At 69.2% G+C, this 17,259-nt stretch carries 16 protein-coding genes; 12 read left to right on the top strand and 4 right to left on the bottom strand.

Annotated features, from left to right (window positions below; all coding sequences use genetic code 11):
* The first annotated feature begins 123 nt into the window (after positions 1-123).
* The 5 genes from EPN98_RS15905 (at position 124) to EPN98_RS15885 (ending at position 7,043) form a co-directional block, all read left to right on the top strand.
* Positions 124-1,248 carry a hypothetical protein gene (locus EPN98_RS15905; RefSeq protein WP_293363890.1) on the top strand — a complete coding sequence of 375 codons (1,125 nt, stop codon included), beginning with the start codon at positions 124-126 and terminating at the stop codon, positions 1,246-1,248.
* A gap of 152 nt (positions 1,249-1,400) precedes the next feature.
* Complete coding sequence (recA, locus tag EPN98_RS15900) at positions 1,401-2,480, top strand: recombinase RecA (protein WP_293363889.1); 1,080 nt, start codon at positions 1,401-1,403, stop codon at positions 2,478-2,480.
* Positions 2,481-2,690: 210 nt separating this feature from the next.
* Entirely contained in the window at positions 2,691-3,602 is a 912-nt protein-coding gene (locus tag EPN98_RS15895) for a sulfite exporter TauE/SafE family protein (RefSeq protein ID WP_293363888.1), read from the top strand.
* 133 nt (positions 3,603-3,735) lie between these two features.
* Positions 3,736-6,381, top strand: a complete 2,646-nt coding sequence (gene alaS, locus EPN98_RS15890) for an alanine--tRNA ligase (RefSeq protein WP_293363887.1) — start codon at positions 3,736-3,738, stop codon at positions 6,379-6,381.
* 56 nt (positions 6,382-6,437) lie between these two features.
* Positions 6,438-7,043: a hypothetical protein gene (locus EPN98_RS15885; RefSeq protein ID WP_293363886.1), complete on the top strand. Its 606-nt coding sequence runs from the start codon at positions 6,438-6,440 to the stop codon at positions 7,041-7,043.
* Here the strand turns inward: EPN98_RS15885 and EPN98_RS15880 are convergent.
* Positions 7,036-8,013 carry a calcium-binding protein gene (locus tag EPN98_RS15880; protein ID WP_293363885.1) on the bottom strand — a complete coding sequence of 326 codons (978 nt, stop codon included), beginning with the start codon at positions 8,011-8,013 and terminating at the stop codon, positions 7,036-7,038. The two genes, EPN98_RS15885 and EPN98_RS15880, sit on opposite strands and share 8 nt — an antisense overlap.
* A 340-nt stretch (positions 8,014-8,353) precedes the next feature.
* On the opposite strand from EPN98_RS15880, the gene EPN98_RS15875 reads away from it, so the two are divergent.
* Positions 8,354-8,614, top strand: a complete 261-nt coding sequence (locus tag EPN98_RS15875; protein WP_293363884.1) for a hypothetical protein — start codon at positions 8,354-8,356, stop codon at positions 8,612-8,614.
* A gap of 61 nt (positions 8,615-8,675) precedes the next feature.
* On the opposite strand, the gene EPN98_RS15870 is transcribed toward EPN98_RS15875, so the two are convergent.
* Together EPN98_RS15870 and bla are read right to left on the bottom strand one after the other, a co-directional pair.
* Positions 8,676-9,890 carry an NADP-dependent isocitrate dehydrogenase gene (locus EPN98_RS15870; protein WP_293363883.1) on the bottom strand — a complete coding sequence of 405 codons (1,215 nt, stop codon included), beginning with the start codon at positions 9,888-9,890 and terminating at the stop codon, positions 8,676-8,678.
* A gap of 89 nt (positions 9,891-9,979) precedes the next feature.
* Positions 9,980-10,936 carry a class A beta-lactamase gene (gene bla / locus EPN98_RS15865; protein WP_293363882.1) on the bottom strand — a complete coding sequence of 319 codons (957 nt, stop codon included), beginning with the start codon at positions 10,934-10,936 and terminating at the stop codon, positions 9,980-9,982.
* 100 nt (positions 10,937-11,036) lie between these two features.
* Between bla and EPN98_RS15860 the strand changes: the two genes are divergently transcribed.
* The 6 genes from EPN98_RS15860 (at position 11,037) to EPN98_RS15835 (ending at position 16,762) form a co-directional block, all read left to right on the top strand.
* Positions 11,037-11,834, top strand: a complete 798-nt coding sequence (locus EPN98_RS15860; protein ID WP_293363881.1) for an RNA methyltransferase — start codon at positions 11,037-11,039, stop codon at positions 11,832-11,834.
* Positions 11,831-12,919, top strand: coding sequence for a nitronate monooxygenase (locus tag EPN98_RS15855; RefSeq protein ID WP_293363880.1), 1,089 nt, complete (start codon positions 11,831-11,833; stop codon positions 12,917-12,919). Before EPN98_RS15860 ends, EPN98_RS15855 begins: the two co-directional genes overlap by 4 nt.
* Complete coding sequence (locus EPN98_RS15850) at positions 12,916-14,154, top strand: DUF1254 domain-containing protein (RefSeq protein WP_293363879.1); 1,239 nt, start codon at positions 12,916-12,918, stop codon at positions 14,152-14,154. The genes EPN98_RS15855 and EPN98_RS15850 overlap by 4 nt, the downstream gene beginning before the upstream one ends.
* Positions 14,155-14,200: 46 nt before the next feature.
* Complete coding sequence (locus EPN98_RS15845) at positions 14,201-15,526, top strand: DUF1254 domain-containing protein (RefSeq protein WP_293363878.1); 1,326 nt, start codon at positions 14,201-14,203, stop codon at positions 15,524-15,526.
* A 156-nt stretch (positions 15,527-15,682) separates the two neighbouring features.
* Positions 15,683-16,300: a 30S ribosomal protein S4 gene (gene rpsD / locus EPN98_RS15840; protein ID WP_293363877.1), complete on the top strand. Its 618-nt coding sequence runs from the start codon at positions 15,683-15,685 to the stop codon at positions 16,298-16,300.
* Between the two features lie 87 nt (positions 16,301-16,387).
* Positions 16,388-16,762: a hypothetical protein gene (locus EPN98_RS15835; RefSeq protein WP_293363876.1), complete on the top strand. Its 375-nt coding sequence runs from the start codon at positions 16,388-16,390 to the stop codon at positions 16,760-16,762.
* On the opposite strand, the gene EPN98_RS15830 is transcribed toward EPN98_RS15835, so the two are convergent.
* Positions 16,763-17,182 (bottom strand): thioesterase family protein, encoded by a 420-nt coding sequence (locus tag EPN98_RS15830; protein ID WP_293363875.1) that lies wholly within the window; start codon positions 17,180-17,182, stop codon positions 16,763-16,765.
* Positions 17,183-17,259: the final 77 nt, after the last annotated feature.

The raw sequence follows: 17,259 nt of genomic DNA, 5'->3' as shown, positions 1-17,259 counted from the left end.
TAGCGCGTAGGGCGCCGCAGCGCGAGCCGACGTAAGGTGAGGGGCGCGCGCGGCCACGCCACATCTTGACCGCAGGACGCAGGTCGGGATCGCTGACAGCCAGGGGATTCACGGGATATGGCCATGGCCGACGCTTCAGCGCCGAGACACGGGGGCGACTCCAGGCTGGCCGCCTTCGCCGATCCGCTGGCCGGATGGCACAACGACGACATCCTGCTGGACAAGGACGCCCGCCAGGCGCTGGGCAATGTTCAGCCGCAGTTGCTGCGCGTTCTCGACTGGCCCGAGCTGCGGGCGATGTTCAAGCAACACGAGGGCCCGGCCAACCAGCACGTCCGGCGCGGCCGTCAGCTGGGCCTGATGGCGGGGGGGTGCGGCGTGCTGGCCCTGGCCGTCGCGGCTATCGCGCTGCTCGTGCCGCCGGCAGCCACCGTCGCCGTGGGCGCGATCGCCCTGGCTCTCGCGGCTATCGCCGGCGTGCTGGTCGCGGCCCGCAGGCTGGTTTCGCGCTCGACCGAGCTGTGGCTGGGGAGCCGTTACTGGACCGAGCGCGCGCGCGGCCTCTACTTTCAGGTGCTGATCAACAATCTCGATCAGGCGGTCGCGGCGATGACCGACAACACCGCGCTGGCCGGCTGGAAAGCGACCCGCGCCCGGGCGCTGGAAGCGCTGCCTCCGGCCCGCGACATGGCCGACCGGGTCCGGGCCCTGGCCCGCGATGTCGCCGACGACGAAGTCTGGATCCTGCCGGAATGGCGCGATGCGCCCCCGCCGCCTACGCGCGGCCCCGACCTCGACCGGCTGCTGGAGCGCCTGCGCGCCCAGCGGTTCGATGTCCAGATCGCCTACAGCCGCCGCAAACTGGGCGAATCGATGGGCGCGCCGCGCCGACGCGCCGAAGCCAACGCCGCCTTGGCCAGACTCGCGCTGGTGGTCGCGGCCGTCGCGGCCGGCGCTGCGGGCCTGGCGCTGTTGCTCGGCTACGGACCCGAAACGCTTGCCACACGCGCACCGGTGGCTGTCGCGATTGCGGCCGTCGGCGTCGTGCTTGGCTTGCGGGCGCTCAATGACGCCCTCTACCCCTCGGCCGAGCTGGTGCGATTCGCCGGGTACAACGCCGCTGCGGTGCAGGCCCGTGCGCAGTTCGACGCCGGCGGCCTCGACGCCAAGATCGACGCGCTCCGGGCCATGGAGGCTCACGCCTACCGCGACCTGCGCGACTTCATCGCCAGCCACGCTCGGGACTAGGCCGGCTCAACATACGTCAAAATCGGACGCATGTTGTTCTGGGAACGTCTTGCGAACATTCGGCAAAGCGAGTACGTCTTTGGTCATCCCGAGCGGGGCCTGCGGTTGGCCCATCCGGTTGGCGGAATCGTGGGATAGAAGGGCGCTAAAGCATGTCGCAATCAGCGTTGAGGCTCGTGGGTAAAGAAGATTCGGAAAAGTCGCGGGCGCTCGAAGCGGCGCTGACGCAGATTGATCGGGCGTTCGGCAAGGGCTCGGTCATGCGCCTTGGCGAAAAGGGCAAGGTCGAGATGGAGTCGTACTCCACCGGCTCGCTCGGCCTCGACCTGGCCCTCGGTATTGGCGGCCTCCCCAAGGGGCGGATCATCGAGATCTACGGGCCGGAGTCGTCGGGCAAGACGACGCTGGCCCTGCACGTCGTCGCCGAGGTGCAGAAAGCCGGCGGCACCGCCGCCTTCGTCGACGCCGAGCATGCGCTGGATCCAGGCTACGCCTTCAAGCTGGGCGTCAACCTGGACGACCTGCTGGTGGCTCAGCCTGACACCGGCGAACAGGCGCTGGAGATCACCGACACCCTAGTGCGCTCGAACGCCGTCGACGTGATCGTGATCGACTCAGTGGCGGCTCTTACGCCGCGGGCCGAAATCGAAGGCGAGATGGGCGACTCGCTCCCGGGCCTGCAGGCCCGCCTGATGAGCCAGGCGCTGCGCAAGCTGACGGCTTCGATCTCCAAGGCCAAGACCCTGGTGATCTTCATCAACCAGATCCGCATGAAGATCGGCGTGATGTACGGCTCTCCCGAGACGACCACGGGCGGCAACGCGCTGAAGTTCTATGCCTCGGTGCGCCTCGACATCCGCCGCACCGGCTCGGTGAAGCAGCGCGACGAAATCGTCGGCAACAACGTCCGTGTGAAGGTGGTGAAGAACAAGGTGGCTCCGCCGTTCCGCGAGGTGGAGTTCGACATCATGTACGGCGAGGGCATCTCTAAGCTGGGCGAAATCATCGACCTGGGCGTGAAGGCCGGTGTCATCGAGAAGTCCGGCTCGTGGTTCTCGTGGAACAGCCAGCGCATCGGCCAGGGCCGCGACAACGTGCGGGAGTTCCTGAAGCAGAACCCGGACATGGCCAATCAGATCGAGAAGCAGGTCAGAGGCGCCAAGGACGTGGTCGAGGAGCAGCTGCTCGTCGGTCCCGCCGAGGACGCGGACGCCGAGGACGGCTCGCTGTAGTCGCGGCGGCGTCACCTCCCGACTGCACCGCACCGACGCCCGGGCCCTCCCGGGCGTCTTTGCGTAGAGGCCCTGACCGATGTCTGTCGTTCGGCGCCCGCTCCTGCGGCCTGGACGCCCGGCGTGCGCCCCTGAGAGCGGAAACGGCTATCGGGCGCGGCGCGGCGCGCTAAGGTCGTTTTGGCCCGCGTCGGACCTGGGGGGACCGTGATGCAATCGGAACCGAACCCCGGCTTGTTCGAGGGGCTGCCGGTCACGCCTTTCATCCTGGCGGCCTTGCTGGCTCTAGCCGTTGGTTTCGCCGCCTGGTGGTGGCGGGTGGAGCGCTCACGGGCGGCCGACGGCGCGCCGGGCCGACCAGGCCTCCTCGATCTCGCCATCGGCGCGGTCGCGAACTTCTTCGACACCTTGGGCATCGGCGCCTTCGCCACGACCACCGCGGCCTTCAAGCTGTTCCGCCGCGTACCGGACGAACAGATCCCCGGCACCCTCAACGCCGGCCACGCCCTGCCGACCATCGCCCAGGCGCTGATCTTTATCGCTGTCGTAGAGGTCGACCCTGTCACACTCGTCGGCATGATCGCGGCGGCGGTCGCCGGCGCCTGGCTGAGCGGCGCTTTCGTGGCCCGCGCGCCGGCGCGTGTCATCCAACTGGCGATGGGCGTCGCGCTGCTGGTGGCGGCCGGCCTCTTCCTGGCCGCCGTCCTGGGCGTCATGCCGGTGGGCGGCGACGCCAAGGGCCTGACCGGCGCGAAGCTGGCGCTGGCCCTGGGGGCCAACTTCGTCCTCGGGGGGCTGATGATGCTGGGCATCGGCCTCTACGCGCCGTGCCTGATCCTGGTCGCGCTGCTGGGTATGAGCCCGCTGGTGGCGTTTCCCATCATGATGGGCTCATGCGCCTTCCTGATGCCTGTCGGCGGATCGCGGTTCGTGGCCAGCGGCCGCTATAGCCTGCGCGCCGCCCTCGGCCTGACCCTTGGCGGCATCCCGGCGGTGCTGGTTGCCGCCTACATCGTGAAGTCGCTGCCGCTGGATTGGCTGCGCGTCCTCGTGGTGGTCGTTGTGACCTATGCGGCGTTCAGCATGCTGTGGTCCGCACGCCGTCCCGCCACGGCGCCTTGAACCTAGTCCTGGCCTGCGGCCCAAACGGCGACCTCCGCCTTTCTCCTTGGCGGTTGCGCCAGAGGTTTCGTAAAGGGTCGCGGGTCCCCACGTGGGAACCCTGTTCCAATACCTTGATGAAACGTAGCGACCGATGGCGAGCCTGAACGAGATCCGGACCCATTTCCTGGACTTCTTCCAGAGGAACGATCACGCCGTGGTCGCTTCGGCCCCCCTGGTGCCCCAGAACGATCCCACGCTGCTGTTCGTGAACGCCGGGATGGTGCCCTTCAAGAACTATTTCACCGGCGCCGAGACCCCGCCGTGGCCGCGCGCCGCGTCCTCGCAGAAGTCGGTCCGCGCCGGCGGCAAGCACAACGACCTGGACAACGTCGGCTACACCGCGCGCCACCACACCTTCTTCGAGATGCTGGGCAATTTCTCGTTCGGCGACTACTTCAAGGAGCGCGCGATCGTCCACGCGTGGGACCTGCTGACGAAGGAGTTCAAGCTCCCGACCGACAAGCTGACGGTCACTGTCTACCACACCGACGACGAGGCCTTCGATCTCTGGAAGAAGATTGCGGGCCTGCCCGACCACAAGATCATCCGCATTCCGACCAGCGACAATTTCTGGTCGATGGGCGACACCGGCCCCTGTGGTCCGTGCTCGGAGATCTTCTACGATCACGGCGACCACATCCCCGGCGGCCCGCCCGGCAGCCCGGACGAGGACGGCGACCGGTTCGTCGAGATCTGGAACCTCGTCTTCATGCAGTTCGAGCAGTTCGCCGACGGTCGTCGCGAAAGCCTGCCGAAGCCGTCGATCGACACCGGCATGGGCCTGGAGCGCATCGCGGCCGTCCTGCAGGGGGTGCACGACAACTACGACGTCGACCTGTTCCGCACGATCATCCAGGCCAGCCGCGAGCTGGTGGGCGGCGCCGGCGGCGCCTCGAACGGCCCGTCGCACCGGGTGATCGCCGACCATCTGCGCTCATCCAGCTTCCTGATCGCCGATGGCGTGATGCCCTCGAACGAGGGCCGCGGTTACGTCCTCCGCCGCATCATGCGCCGCGCCATGCGCCACGCCCACCTGCTGGGCGCGGAAGAACCCCTGATGCACCGCCTGGCGCCCACGCTGGTGACCGAGATGGGCGACGCCTATCCCGAGCTGAAGCGCGCCCAGGACGCCATCGTCGACACCCTGCGCCAGGAAGAGGAGCGCTTCCGCGTGACCCTGGGCCGGGGCCTCGCGCTGCTGGACGAGGCGACCGCGGGCCTGAAGGACGGCGACGTGCTGTCGGGCGAGACCGCCTTCAAGCTCTATGACACGTACGGCTTCCCGCTTGACCTGACCCAGGACGCGGTCCGCGCCAAGGGCCTCACGGTGAACCTCGACGAGTATGACGCGGCCATGGCCCGCCAGCGCGAGATGGCGCGCGGGGCGTGGAAGGGCTCGGGCCAGGTGGCCGCCGCGGCCGAATGGTTCTCGATCCGCGAGCGCCTGGGTCCGACGGTGTTCACCGGCTACGACGAGACCGAGGGTACGGGCGAGCTGCTGACCCTGGTCGAGGACGGCCGCGAGGTCGATGGGGCCACGACCGGCGCGACGGTGCAGGCGCTGTTCGACCGCACGCCCTTCTACGCCGAGAGCGGCGGCCAGGCGGGCGACAAGGGCGAGATCACTTGGGATGGCGGCCGCGCGCGCGTGACCGACGTCCAGAAGCTAGCTGGGGACCTCCACGTCCATGACCTGGAGATCCTGGAGGGCGCCCTGAGCCCTGGCGCGCGGGTGCAGCTGTCAGTCGACGGCCCGAACCGCGCCACCACGCGGTCGAACCACTCGGCCACCCACCTGCTGCACGCGGCGCTGCGCAACGTGCTGGGCCGCCATGTGACCCAGAAGGGCCAGATGGTCGACGGCGAGCGCATCCGCTTCGACTTCAGCCACGGCGCGCCGCTGTCGCCTGACGAGATCGACCGCATCGAAGCGGAAGTGAATGCGGTGGTCCGCCAGAACCTCGCCGCCGAGACCAAGCAGATGGCGGCGGCCGAGGCGATCGAGGCCGGGGCCATGGCCCTGTTCGGCGAGAAGTACGGTGACAGCGTTCGCGTGCTGACGCTCGGCAAGGCGCTGACCGGGGATGCAGCCTACTCGGTGGAGCTCTGTGGCGGCACACATGTGGCCCGCACGGGCGACATCGCGATCTTCAAGATCGTCTCGGAGCAGGGCGTCGCCGCCGGCGTTCGCCGGATCGAGGCGCTGACGGGGGAGAGCGCGCGCCGGTACCTATTGGAGCAGGCGGCGGTGTCGAAGTCGCTGGCCGAGCAGTTCAAGGTCCCGGTGACCGAGGTGGCCGCCCGCGTGGAGGCGCTGCAGGCCAGCGCCCGCAAGCTGGAGAAGGAACTGGCCGACGCCAAGCGCCAGCTCGCTATGGGCGGCGGCGGCGCGGCGGCGGCCGGTCCGGAGGAGATCGGCGGCGTCAAGGTGCTGGCGCGGATCATGGACGGCGTCGGCGGCAAGGACCTGCGGCCCATCGCCGAGGAGTTCAAGAAGCAGCTGCCGGACGGCGTCATCGCGCTGATCGGCGCCGCCGACGGCAAGGCCGCTGTGACCGTGGCCGTCACCGGTTCGGCGCAGGGCCGATTCAACGCGGCCGACCTCGCCAAGGCCGCGGTGCTCGCCATGGGCGGGCAGGGGGCCGGCGGCCGCCCCGACTTCGCCCAAGGCGGCGCGCCGGACGGCTCCAAGGCCGAGGAGGGCCTCGCAGCCGTGAAGGCGGCACTGGCCGGCTAGTGCCCCGGCTGGCCCTCGTGCCCAGCCCCTTCACGGGGGCAGCGGCGTGGCGGCCCTTGGCCCGACGACTGCCTGAGGCGGTGGCGGTAGACTATGGCGGCGTGCAGCCGCCGGACTGGTACGAGGGCGTTGCGCGCCGGACAGCGGCGGTCATGGGCGAAGGGCCCTGGATCGCCGTCCTGCACAGCGGCGCCGGGGCCTTCGCCCCGTCGCTGGCCGAAGCGGGCGCCTCGGGACTGATCTTTGTTGACGCCGTCCGGCCCCACCCTGGCCGCAGCCTTCGCCAGGTCGACCCCGAGGTCGTGGCCCACCTTGAGGTCCGCGCCTTCGACGGCTGCCTGGCGCCCTGGAACCTGTGGTTCGACCGCGACCCGCTACAGCGCTTCCTGCCCGACCCGGCCCAGCGCGCCGCATTCGTCGCCGACCTGCCGCGCCCGCCAGTAGGTTTCCTCCACGCCGTCGCGCCCGCCTCTGGCGACTGGGAGCGTGCGCCCGCGGCCTACCTGCGGCTCAGCCGTCGCTACACCGACCAAGCCGACTGGGCGGAGGCCCGCGGCTGGCCGGTGCGCCGGGCCGATCTGCACCACCTCGCCATGATCAGCCATCCGGGCTCGGTGGCGGCCCAGCTGCAGGCGCTCGCCGCCGAGCTGGCGCTTAGCTGAAGATCCAGCCGGCCGGCAGGCTCGACAGCTGGGTGTCCATCAGGATCATCCGCCCGCCGCCCTCGACCGTGATCACCATGTCCGCGCCCCGCTGTGCCACGTTGTAGGCGCCGACCACATAGACCTGATCGCCCTCGCCGGCGACGAAGTCGGTGACCCAGTCCTCGCCGGACTCGCCGAAGGTGTGGAAGACATCTGCGCCCGCCCCGCCGGTGAGTGTGTCGACGCCGCGGTCGCCCGACAGCCAGTCGCGGCCGGCGCCGCCCAGGATATCGTCGTCGCCCTGGCCGCCGCGCACCCAGTCGTCGCCATCGCCGCCCGACAGGTTATCGTCCCCCAGATTGCCCAGCACGACGTCGTCGCCAGCCTCGCCGTAGACCTCGTCGTCGTCCTTGCCGCCGACCGCCCAGTCATCGCCCGCGCCGCCGTAGATCAGGTCGAAGCCCGCGTTGCCATGCAGGTCGTCGTGGCCGGAACCGCCATCTATCAGGTCGTCGCCGTCCTCACCGCGGATGAAGTCGTCGCCGTCTTCGCCGAAGAGGTCGTCGGCCCCGCCACCGCCCCAGATGGCGTCATCGCCGCCCATGCCGATCAGGCGGTCGTCGTAGCGGTTGCCGATCAGGTCGTCGTCGCCTCGGAACACGTAGGCGAGCTCGCCGACGGCGTCGCCACGGTCCGCGTACCAGAGTTGCGTTGCGACCGAGATATGAGCGTCCGAGAGCGCGAAGACCTGCAGGCCTTCCACATAGCGGTCCTGGTCAGTGATGACCCCGCCGATCAGCTCACCGTCCCAATTGTAGGCGAAGCCGTAGCCGTAGAAGTCTTCCTCGGCGTCGTCGCCGGCAGGGTCGACATAGGCGATGGAATGGAACGATGAGCGGGTATCGAACACGTCGAGCAGGACGCCCGCGGGGAACAGGCCGCGGGCCATGTCGAAGCCCTGGTAGGGGCTGATTTCCAGAACGGCCACTTGCCGACCTCATAGTTGTGACCATCCCTCGTCAGACACAGTTGCGCCCCGCGCGGCTGAACGCGCCATGAATGGCCGAGAGGTGGCGCCGCCGGTGGTCGATCAGGTGCTCGGCGCGTTCGGCCGTCAGCGCGGCGATCCCGACCGCGGCTGGACAGTAGATCTCCTAAAGGGCGGCGAGGGCGTCCTGCATCGGCGTCTGCAAGCCGCGCTACGGCGAGGCCCGCGGGGCGATGCGGCCCGTCTATGCGGCCTGATCCCGACGGCTGAACCTTCGGATTTGACAGACCGGGCCAGCGGGTGTCCGCTCGTTGAACGCCCAGGCAATCGGAGGTCCAACATGGACGACCGCAGTCACTTCGGCGACCAGACCCAGGATGTCGTCGACCACGAGCGCACCTATCACGCGTTCAGCATCCTCGTGCGCTGGTGCATGCTGGCCATCGGGAACACGATCTTCTGGCTGACGCTGTGGTTCGCCTCGCCCGCAGGGTTCTGGGGCGCCACGATCGCGTCAATCGTGACCTTCGTGCTCGGCTACTTGATCCTCGTCCGCCACGAGGAGAAGCAGCCTCTCGACATCTGGATGAAGGGCCGCTGAATCAAAAGCGCCGCCCGCGAAATCCGCAGGCGGCGCCTTGGTGTACCGTTGAGTGCGGTGGCTAGGCCGCCAGCGCCTTCTCGAGGTTGGACGCCACCTTGTCGAGGAAGCCCTCGGTGGTGAGCCAGCCCTGCGTATCGCCGACCAGCAGCGCCAGGTCTTTGGTCATCGAGCCGCTCTCGACGGTCGAGACGCAGACCTTCTCCAGCGTGTTGGCGAAGTGCTCGAGCTCGGCGTTGCCGTCCAGCTTGGCGCGGTGCTTGAGGCCCTGCGTCCAGGCGAAGATCGAGGCGATCGAGTTGGTCGAGGTGCTTTCGCCCTTCTGATGCTGGCGGTAGTGGCGCGTGACGGTGCCGTGGGCGGCCTCGGCCTCCATGATCTTGCCGTCCGGCGTGATTAGAACCGACGTCATCAGGCCCAGCGAGCCGAAGCCCTGAGCGACCTGGTCGGACTGGACGTCGCCGTCGTAGTTCTTGCAGGCCCAGATGAAGTCGCCGTTCCACTTCAGCGAGGACGCCACCATATCGTCGATCAGGCGGTGCTCGTAGACCAGGCCGGCGGCCTTGAACTTCTCGATGTATTCCGCCTGGTAGATCTCTTCGAAGATGTCCTTGAAGCGGCCGTCGTAGGCCTTGAGGATCGTGTTCTTGGTCGAGAGGTACAGGGGATACTTCCGCGCCAGGGCGTAGTTGAAGCAGGCCTTGGCGAAGTCGCGGATCGAGGCCTCGACGTTGTACATCGCCATGGCGACGCCGGCGCCCTTGAAGTCGTAGACGTCGTGCTCGATGACCTTGCCGTCTTCGCCTTCGAACTTGATCGTCAGCTTGCCGGGGCCCGGCACGACGAAGTCGGTGGCGCGATACTGGTCGCCGAAGGCGTGACGGCCGATGATGATCGGCTTGGTCCAGCCGGGGATCAGCCGGGGAACGTTCTTGCAGATGATCGGCTCGCGGAAGACGACGCCGTCCAGAATGTTGCGGATCGTGCCGTTCGGCGACTTCCACATCTTCTTGAGACCGAACTCCTTCACCCGGGCTTCGTCCGGGGTGATGGTGGCGCACTTGATGCCGACGCCGTGCTTCTTGATGGCGTTAGCCGCGTCGATCGTCACCTGGTCGTCGGTGGCGTCGCGGTTTTCCATGCCAAGGTCGTAGTACTCGATCTCCAGATCGAGGAAGGGATGGATGAGCTTATCCTTGATCCACTTCCAGATGATGCGGGTCATCTCGTCCCCGTCGAGGTCGACGACGGGGTTGGCGACTTTGATCTTGGCCATGAGGGGCAGGCGCTCCGGGCGTAATGCGTTTCAGGCCGTATAGCCGCCGGAAAGGCTGACGCAAAGGCTCCCCAGGGGAAGTTGGGGAACTATCCCACCGCGCGCACCGCCGCGCTCGCCACCTGGGCGATGACGCGGTCGCGACCGGTGTCATCCAGGGTAGCTCCGGACAGGAAGACCGCGAGGGCATAGGCGCGCTTGTCGGCCAGGGTGAAGACGCCCACGTCGTTGTGCACGGTCGACAGTCCCTGGTCGACGCCCGAGGTCCCGGGCCGGTGCGCCAGGAACGCGCCCGGGCGCAGACCGGCCCGAATCCGGCCGGCGCCTCGGGTGCAACGCGACATCAGGTCGGTCAGCCGGCGCGTCGAGTCGGCGCTCAGCAGTTCGCCGCGGTCCAGACGCTGCAGGAACTCCAGCATGCCGCGGGGCGTGGATGTGTCGCGCGGGTCGGCCATGTAGCGGCGCATGGCGGCCATCCTGACCTTTGGCGGCACGGCGTCGCGCGCCGCGGCAAACGCGGTGGGATCGCGCCAGGCGGGGCGGAACGATGGCATGCCGTAGATGTCGGCGGGCAGCTCGCGCTCATAGCGGTCGACGCGGATTTCCGGGACCCGCTTGCCGATCAGCCACGCGGTCACCACGCCGGGTCCGCCGATGTGGCTCATCAGAACGTCGGCGGCGGTGTTGTCGCTCTCGATGAGCACGGCCTCGAGCAGCTCTTCGACCGTGTAGTCGCGCCGGCCGGGCCAGGCCGTGGCGATCGGCGAATGCTGGGGCGACAGCTGATCCTCCAGGATCGTCAGGCGCGTCGTCAGGCCGAGGTGGCCCGCATCGACTTCGCCCAGCACCGCCGCGGCCAGGGGCAGCTTGAAGACGCTCTGCATCGGGAAAGGGCGGTCAGGGTTGGTGAGAAAGCTCTGGCCGCTTTCGAGGTTCATCAGCCCGACGCCGAGCATTCCGGGGAGGGCCGTCGCGGCGATCGCGTCCACGGCCTTCTGCAGGCCTTCGATGTCCAGCTTGGGCGTGGTGGAGGCGGTGAGCGGCATGCGGGGTTCGCAGGCCGCGAGGAGGCCCGCCGGCGCCACGGCCAGCAGAGAACGGCGAGTGAGGGTTGCCAATGGCGAGCGAGGCTCCTTTAAGCGCGACATGTCCGAACCGTCCTCAGCATCTACGACTTCAGGCGGGGCGCCTGTGATTATCCTCAACGCGCCACAGCTCGCCGAGAACATCGGCGCGGTGGCGCGCGTGATGGCGAACTTCGGATTGGCCGACCTTCGGCTGGTCAATCCGCGCGACGGCTGGCCGCAGGAGCGCGCCTGGGCGCTGGCCTCGGGGGCCGAATGGCCGCTCAACGACGCCCGCGTCTACGACAGCGTCGCCGCCGCCATCGCCGACCTGCAGACCGTGTTCGCGACAACGGCCCGGCCGCGTGAACTGAGCCTGCCGGTCCTCACGCCGCGCTCGGCGGCCGCCGATCTGTCCGAGGCTGTCGGACGCGGCGAGCGGGTAGGGCTGTTGTTCGGTGGCGAGCGGGCCGGTCTGGAGACGTCCGACATCGCGCTTTGCCAAGCGGTGGTGACCATCCCGATCGACCCCAAGTTCCGCTCGCTGAACCTGGGGCAGGCGGTGGCGATCAATGCCTACGAGTGGCGTACGACCGTCGAGGCAGCGGCGCCGGCCGCCTTCAGGCAGGGGCCGGGGCCGGCGACGGGCGAGGCCATGCTGGGGCTCTACGAGCATCTGGAGCGCGAACTGGACACCGCGGGCTTCTTCCATCCGCCCGAGAAGACGCCGAACATGACCCAGAACCTGCGTGCGGCGCTGGCCAAGGCCCGTTTCACCGACCAGGAGGTCCGCACGTTCCGAGGTGTGATCACGGCGCTCTCCCGCGGCCGGGGCAAGGTGCTGGAGAAGATCGCCCAGAAGAAGGCAGGCGAGGGATGAGCCTCGCCGACCTCCTCGACGACCTGCCGATCCCCATTGTGCAGGCGCCGATGGTGGGCGCATCGCTGGATGACCTGGCTGTGGCGGTGAGCGAAGCCGGCGCGCTGGGCGCGCTGGCCGCCGCCGCGCTACCGCCTGCCGACATCGGGCCGCTGATCGCCGCTGTCCGTGAGCGCACGGATCGGCCGTTCATCGTGAACCTGTTCTCCGGCCCGAAGGCCGATCCAAAGCCCGGCGAGGTGGATGCCGCCATCGCCCGCCTTGCGCCCTTCTATGCTGAGCTTGGCCTGCCGCCGCCCGAGGCGCCGAACCAGTTCGCCCCTGATTTCGACGCCCAGTTCGAGGCGCTGGTCGCCGCTGCGCCGCCGGCGGCGTCATTCACGTTCGGGCTGGTGTCGCCCGAGCGGATCGCGCGGCTGCAGGCGGCGGGGACGCTGGTCATTGGTACGGCTACCAACGTCGCCGAGGCGCGCGCCTGGGCCGAAGCTGGCGCCGACGGGGTCTGCGCCCAGGGCTTCGAGGCCGGCGGCCACCGCGGCCATTTCCTGGGCGAACTCGACGGCAGTCTTGTCGGCACATTGGCCCTGGTGACGACGATCCGGGCCGCCGTGCCACTGCCGGTGATCGCGGCGGGCGGGATTATGGACGGGCGCGGCGTGGCGGCCGCCCTGGCCCTGGGCGCTTCGGCCGTCCAGATGGGCACGGCCTTCCTGCTGGCGGACGAGGCCACGACGCCCGCGCCATGGCGGCGCGCGCTGACCCAGGCGCCTGACGATACCACCCGCCTCACACGGGCCTTCTCGGGCCGCTATGCGCGTGGTCTGGAGAACAGGTTCATGCGTCTGATGCATGGGGCGCAGGGCGACGTCCCCGCCTATCCTGTCCAGAACAGGCTGACCCAGCCGCTGCGCGCCGCCGCCGCCCAGGCCGACGATCCCGAGCTGCTCTCGCTCTGGGCCGGGCAGGCGGCAGCTCTCGTGCAGCCGGGCCGGGCGGCCGACATGATCCGGCGATGGTGGGCCGAGGCGGGGAACGCCGCTGAGGCGGTCGCCGCACGGACGCGGCGAGGACAGGAGCCCAGGTGAGCGATCTGAGGACGGCGGCGCGGGACGCCTATATCTACACCCTGCCGCTGATCGAGGTGGCGACGACGCGCCAGCGCGGCATGAGCCTGGGTCAGCGGATGGGCGTCTTCACCCATGTGCGCAATCTGGCGACGCCCAAGCACCGGGCGGTCACCACGCCCAACACCGACACGCTGTATTCCACGGCGCACATCGACCTCTCGGCCGGGCCGGTGACGATCACCTTGCCGGCGGCGGGCGAACGCTACCTCTCGCTGGCGCTGATGGACGCCTACACCAACAACTTCGCCGTCCTGGGCACGCGGACGACGGGACCTGCGGGCGGGACCTTCCGGCTGGTGGGGCCTCGCGACGCCATGGAAGGTTGGAACATCGTCCGCTCGCCCACCGACCACGTCTGGGCGCTGGCGCGTATCCTGGTCGAGGGGCCGCACGACCTGGAGGCCGCCCGAGAGGTTCAGGCCGGGATTTCGATGCAGGGCCCAGGCGGCGATCCGCCGGGGCCTTATGCCGACCGCGCGGCCGACTGGGCGGCGTACTTCGCGAGCGCCGCCGCGCTCATGGCCCTCAATCCCCCGCCGGTCACCGACCTTGCCGCGCTCCGCCGCATGGCGCCGCTGGGGCTGACCGAGGGCTTCGACGCAGGGCGGTTCTCGAAGGCTGAGGTGGCCGAGATCGAGGCGGGCTTTGCGGAAGGCCGCCGGGCTGTCCGGGGCGGCGGCGGACTGGCGGGCAACTTTGTCGGCGGATGGTCCTATCCCAGCGTCCGTCTGGGCGACTTCGACCAGGACTACGAGCTTCGCGGCACAGTCGCCCTGGGCGGTCTCGCGGCCCTCCCGCCGGCCGAGGCGATGTATCTGCAGGGCGAGGGGCCGCTGCCCGGAAAGCTGTTCGATGGGACCCAGAACTGGCGGCTCCACTTCCCAGCCGATGGCCACCTGCCGGTGAACTCGTTCTGGTCGCTCAGCCTCTACGAGGCCACCGACGACGGCCAGTTCTTCTTCTGGGATAACCCGCTGAACCGCTACGCCATCGGCGACCGCACGCCGGGCCTGACAACGAACCCGGACGGGTCGCTCGACATCTGGATCGGCCACGAGAGCCCGGGCCCCGGGCGGGAGGGCAACTGGCTGCCGGCGCCGGCCGCGCCGTTCGCCCTCTTCATGCGCGCCTACCTGCCCAAGCCGGAGTTGCTTCACGGCTATTACCGTATGCCTGCGCTGGAGGTTGTTTGACGCGGGCGGGGCCCTAGGTTCCGCTCACTTCCAGGGGAGAGTTCCATTGAACAGGCGTGACGTGCTGGCGGCGCTGGCGGTGATCGGGGCGGCGCCCGCGAAGGCGTTCGCGCAGGCGGGCGACCTGAAGTCGGCGGCGCGGGACGCCTGGCTCTACGGCCTGCCGCTGATCGAGATGGCGTCCACGCGGGCCCGCGCCGTGGCCGGGCGCGCCGTCGGCATTCCGGCGGGCGTCAACCGCTTCGGGCACGCGCGGGTCCTCGCGGATCCGACCGCGCGGGGCGTGACGACGCCCAACAACGATACGCTCTATTCCAGCGCCTGGATCGACCTCACCAAGGGGCCGGTCACGCTCACGCTGCCGCGCACCGGCGACCGCTACATCTCGGTCGCGGGCATGAACATGTTTACGGACAACGACTTCGTCCTGGGCACGAGGACGACCGGCGGGGCAGGCGGCAAGTTCACGATCGTGGGGCCGGGGCAGGCGGGCTCAGGCCCCAATGTGGTGCGGCTGGCGACGCCGCACGGCTGGCTGCTGTCCCGCATCCTGGTGGACGGCGAGGCGGACCTGCCGGCGGTGCACGCGCTGCAGGCCCAGCTGGCGATCACCGGGCCGACCGTGACGCCGGGAACGGCGGTCTACGCTGGCCGGGGCGCGCCCGCGCTGGAATACTTCGCCTCGGTCGCCGCGCTGCTGCGCGAGAACCCGCCGCCGGGAACGGACGCGGCCTTCTTCGCGCGTGTGGCGGCGCTTGGCCTGACCGGCTCCGGCGGCTTCGATCCCAGGCGGTTCAGCCCCGTCCAGGTCGCCGAGATCGAAGCCGGCGTGGCCGAGGCGCGCCAGTCGCTGCGCACGATCCGCGTCGGCGGCACCGTTCAGGGTTGGAACTACCCGCGTTCGAACCTGGGCTTCTATGGACAGGACTATGCGCTGCGCGCCGCCGTCGCCCTGGGCGGGCTGGCGGCGCTGCCGGGCGCAGAGGCCATGTACATGAACCCGGTGGGCGACCAGGGCCGCATGTTCACGGGCGCCGGGCCCTATGTGATGCGGTTCGCCGCCGACCGGATGCCGCCGGTCGACGGCTTCTGGTCGCTGACCATGTACGAGGCCACCCCTGAGGGGCAGTTCTTCCTCACCGAGAACCCCATCCGGCGCTATGCGATCGGCGACCGCACGCGCACGCTGAAGAAGAACGCCGACGGCTCGCTCGACCTGTGGATCGCTCGCACCGATCCGGGCGGCGACCGCACCGGCAACTGGCTGCCGGCGCCGGCCCAGGGCCCATTCACGGTCAGCTTCCGCGCCTACCTGCCGCGGCCGGAACTCATGGATGGCCGCTACCGCCTGCCGCCGATCACGGCCGCCTGAACTTGACTCCGGGCCGCCCGGCCGTCATACACCGCGCCTTCCAACCGCCGGGCTCGCCTGTGTGGTCGGAAATCTATGACGGATTGATGCAAGGCCGCCGTTGAAATCGCATTCCCAGCAAGGGGATGCCGGCCCGCGTCGACGAGAGAGTGGAATATGTCCAAGCGCCATAGCGCCAAGTACAAACTCGACCGCCGGATGGGCGAAAACGTCTGGGGTCGCCCGAAGTCTCCCATCAACACCCGCGCCTACGGCCCCGGCCAGCACGGCCAGCGCCGCAAGTCCAAGGTCTCGGACTTCGGCCTGCAGCTGCGCGCCAAGCAAAAGCTGAAGGGCTACTACGGCAACATCACCGAGAAGCAGTTCGTCCGCATCTACACGGAAGCGGCGCGCCGCAAGGGCAACACCTCGGAAAACCTGATCGCGCTGCTCGAGTCGCGTCTGGATGCCGTCGTCTACCGCTCCAAGTTCGTTCCGACCCCGTTCGCCGCCCGCCAGTTCGTCAACCACGGCCACGTGCTGGTGAATGGAAAGCGCGTGAACATCGCGTCGTACCGGGTGAAGCCGGGCGACGTGGTCTCGGTCCGCGAGCGCTCGCGCAACATGGCCCTGGTGCTGGAAGCGCTGGGTTCGTCGGAACGTGACACGCCCGACTACATCACTGTCGACGCCAAGGGCATGGCCGCCACGTTCGTGCGCGCCCCGGAACTCTCGGAAGTTCCGTACCCGGTGAAGATGGAACCGAACCTCGTGGTCGAGTTCTACGCGTCCTAATCGGCGCCGACACCGAACAGATGCTGCGAAGGCCCCGGATCACTCCGGGGCCTTTTGCATTTGGGCCGCATGTGGCGAAGTCGCCCGATGAACCGACGGATCTTCATGCTGGTGGCCCTGGCGCTCTCCGGCTGCGCCACGGGGGGCGTGCGCGTGAGCGCGCCCCCGGACTCGGGCCTCTCTGAGCTGGAGCCCCTCTACCGCGCCGACGCCGGACGCGAGGCGATCACGATCAGCGTCGCGTCCAACGGCTGCACCGCCAAGGCCGACTTCGCCTTCTACGTCGAGCGCAAGGGTGGGGCTGTGCACCTGGCGTTTGGCCGCAAGCGGATCGACCCGTGCAAGTCGTTCGCCATGGGCAAGACCGACCTGACCTTCACTTGGCGCGAGTTGGGCGTCGAGCCTCGCGCGCAGGTGTTCCTGCTGAACCCGCTAACGGCCTGGACGGGGCCGGGCAGCTGATCAGGTAAACATCTCGGTGATCCACTCCGGCACGCGCCTGGGGCGGCCGGTGGCTTGTTCGATCAGGACCCAGGTGGTGTGGATCTGGGCGCACATCTGGCCGTCGGGGCCGTCGATGCGGATGAAGCGGTCATAGCGGGGGCCCTGCGCGGTCTCGGCGACCCAGGTGCGGCCCTGCGCGGTTTCACCCGGCATCAGGGCGCGGCGATAGTCGATCTCGTGGCGCAGCGCGATCCAGGCCCAGGTCGCCTGGGCGTCAGGCGGGGCCAGCGAGCGCCAATGCGCGGTGCCCATGTCCTGCGCCCAGCGCAGGTAGACCACGTTGTTGACGTGGCCGTTCTCGTCGATGTCAGCGGGGGAGGGCGAGAACTCGAGGCGGAAGATCTGGCGACCTCCCGGCGGCTCGATCAGTTTCGTCACGCCCGAGCCTCCCTAAGGGAGGCTGGCCTCGTCAGAAGTCGGACGCGTCGAACGGCAAAACCGGCTTCCACTTCTGC

Origin of the sequence: Phenylobacterium sp. (assembly GCF_004299445.1) — a bacterium.
Taxonomy (GTDB): domain Bacteria; phylum Pseudomonadota; class Alphaproteobacteria; order Caulobacterales; family Caulobacteraceae; genus Phenylobacterium.
The sequence above is the reverse complement of the archived record's forward strand: the minus strand, read 5'-3'. Positions and strand labels throughout refer to the sequence as shown.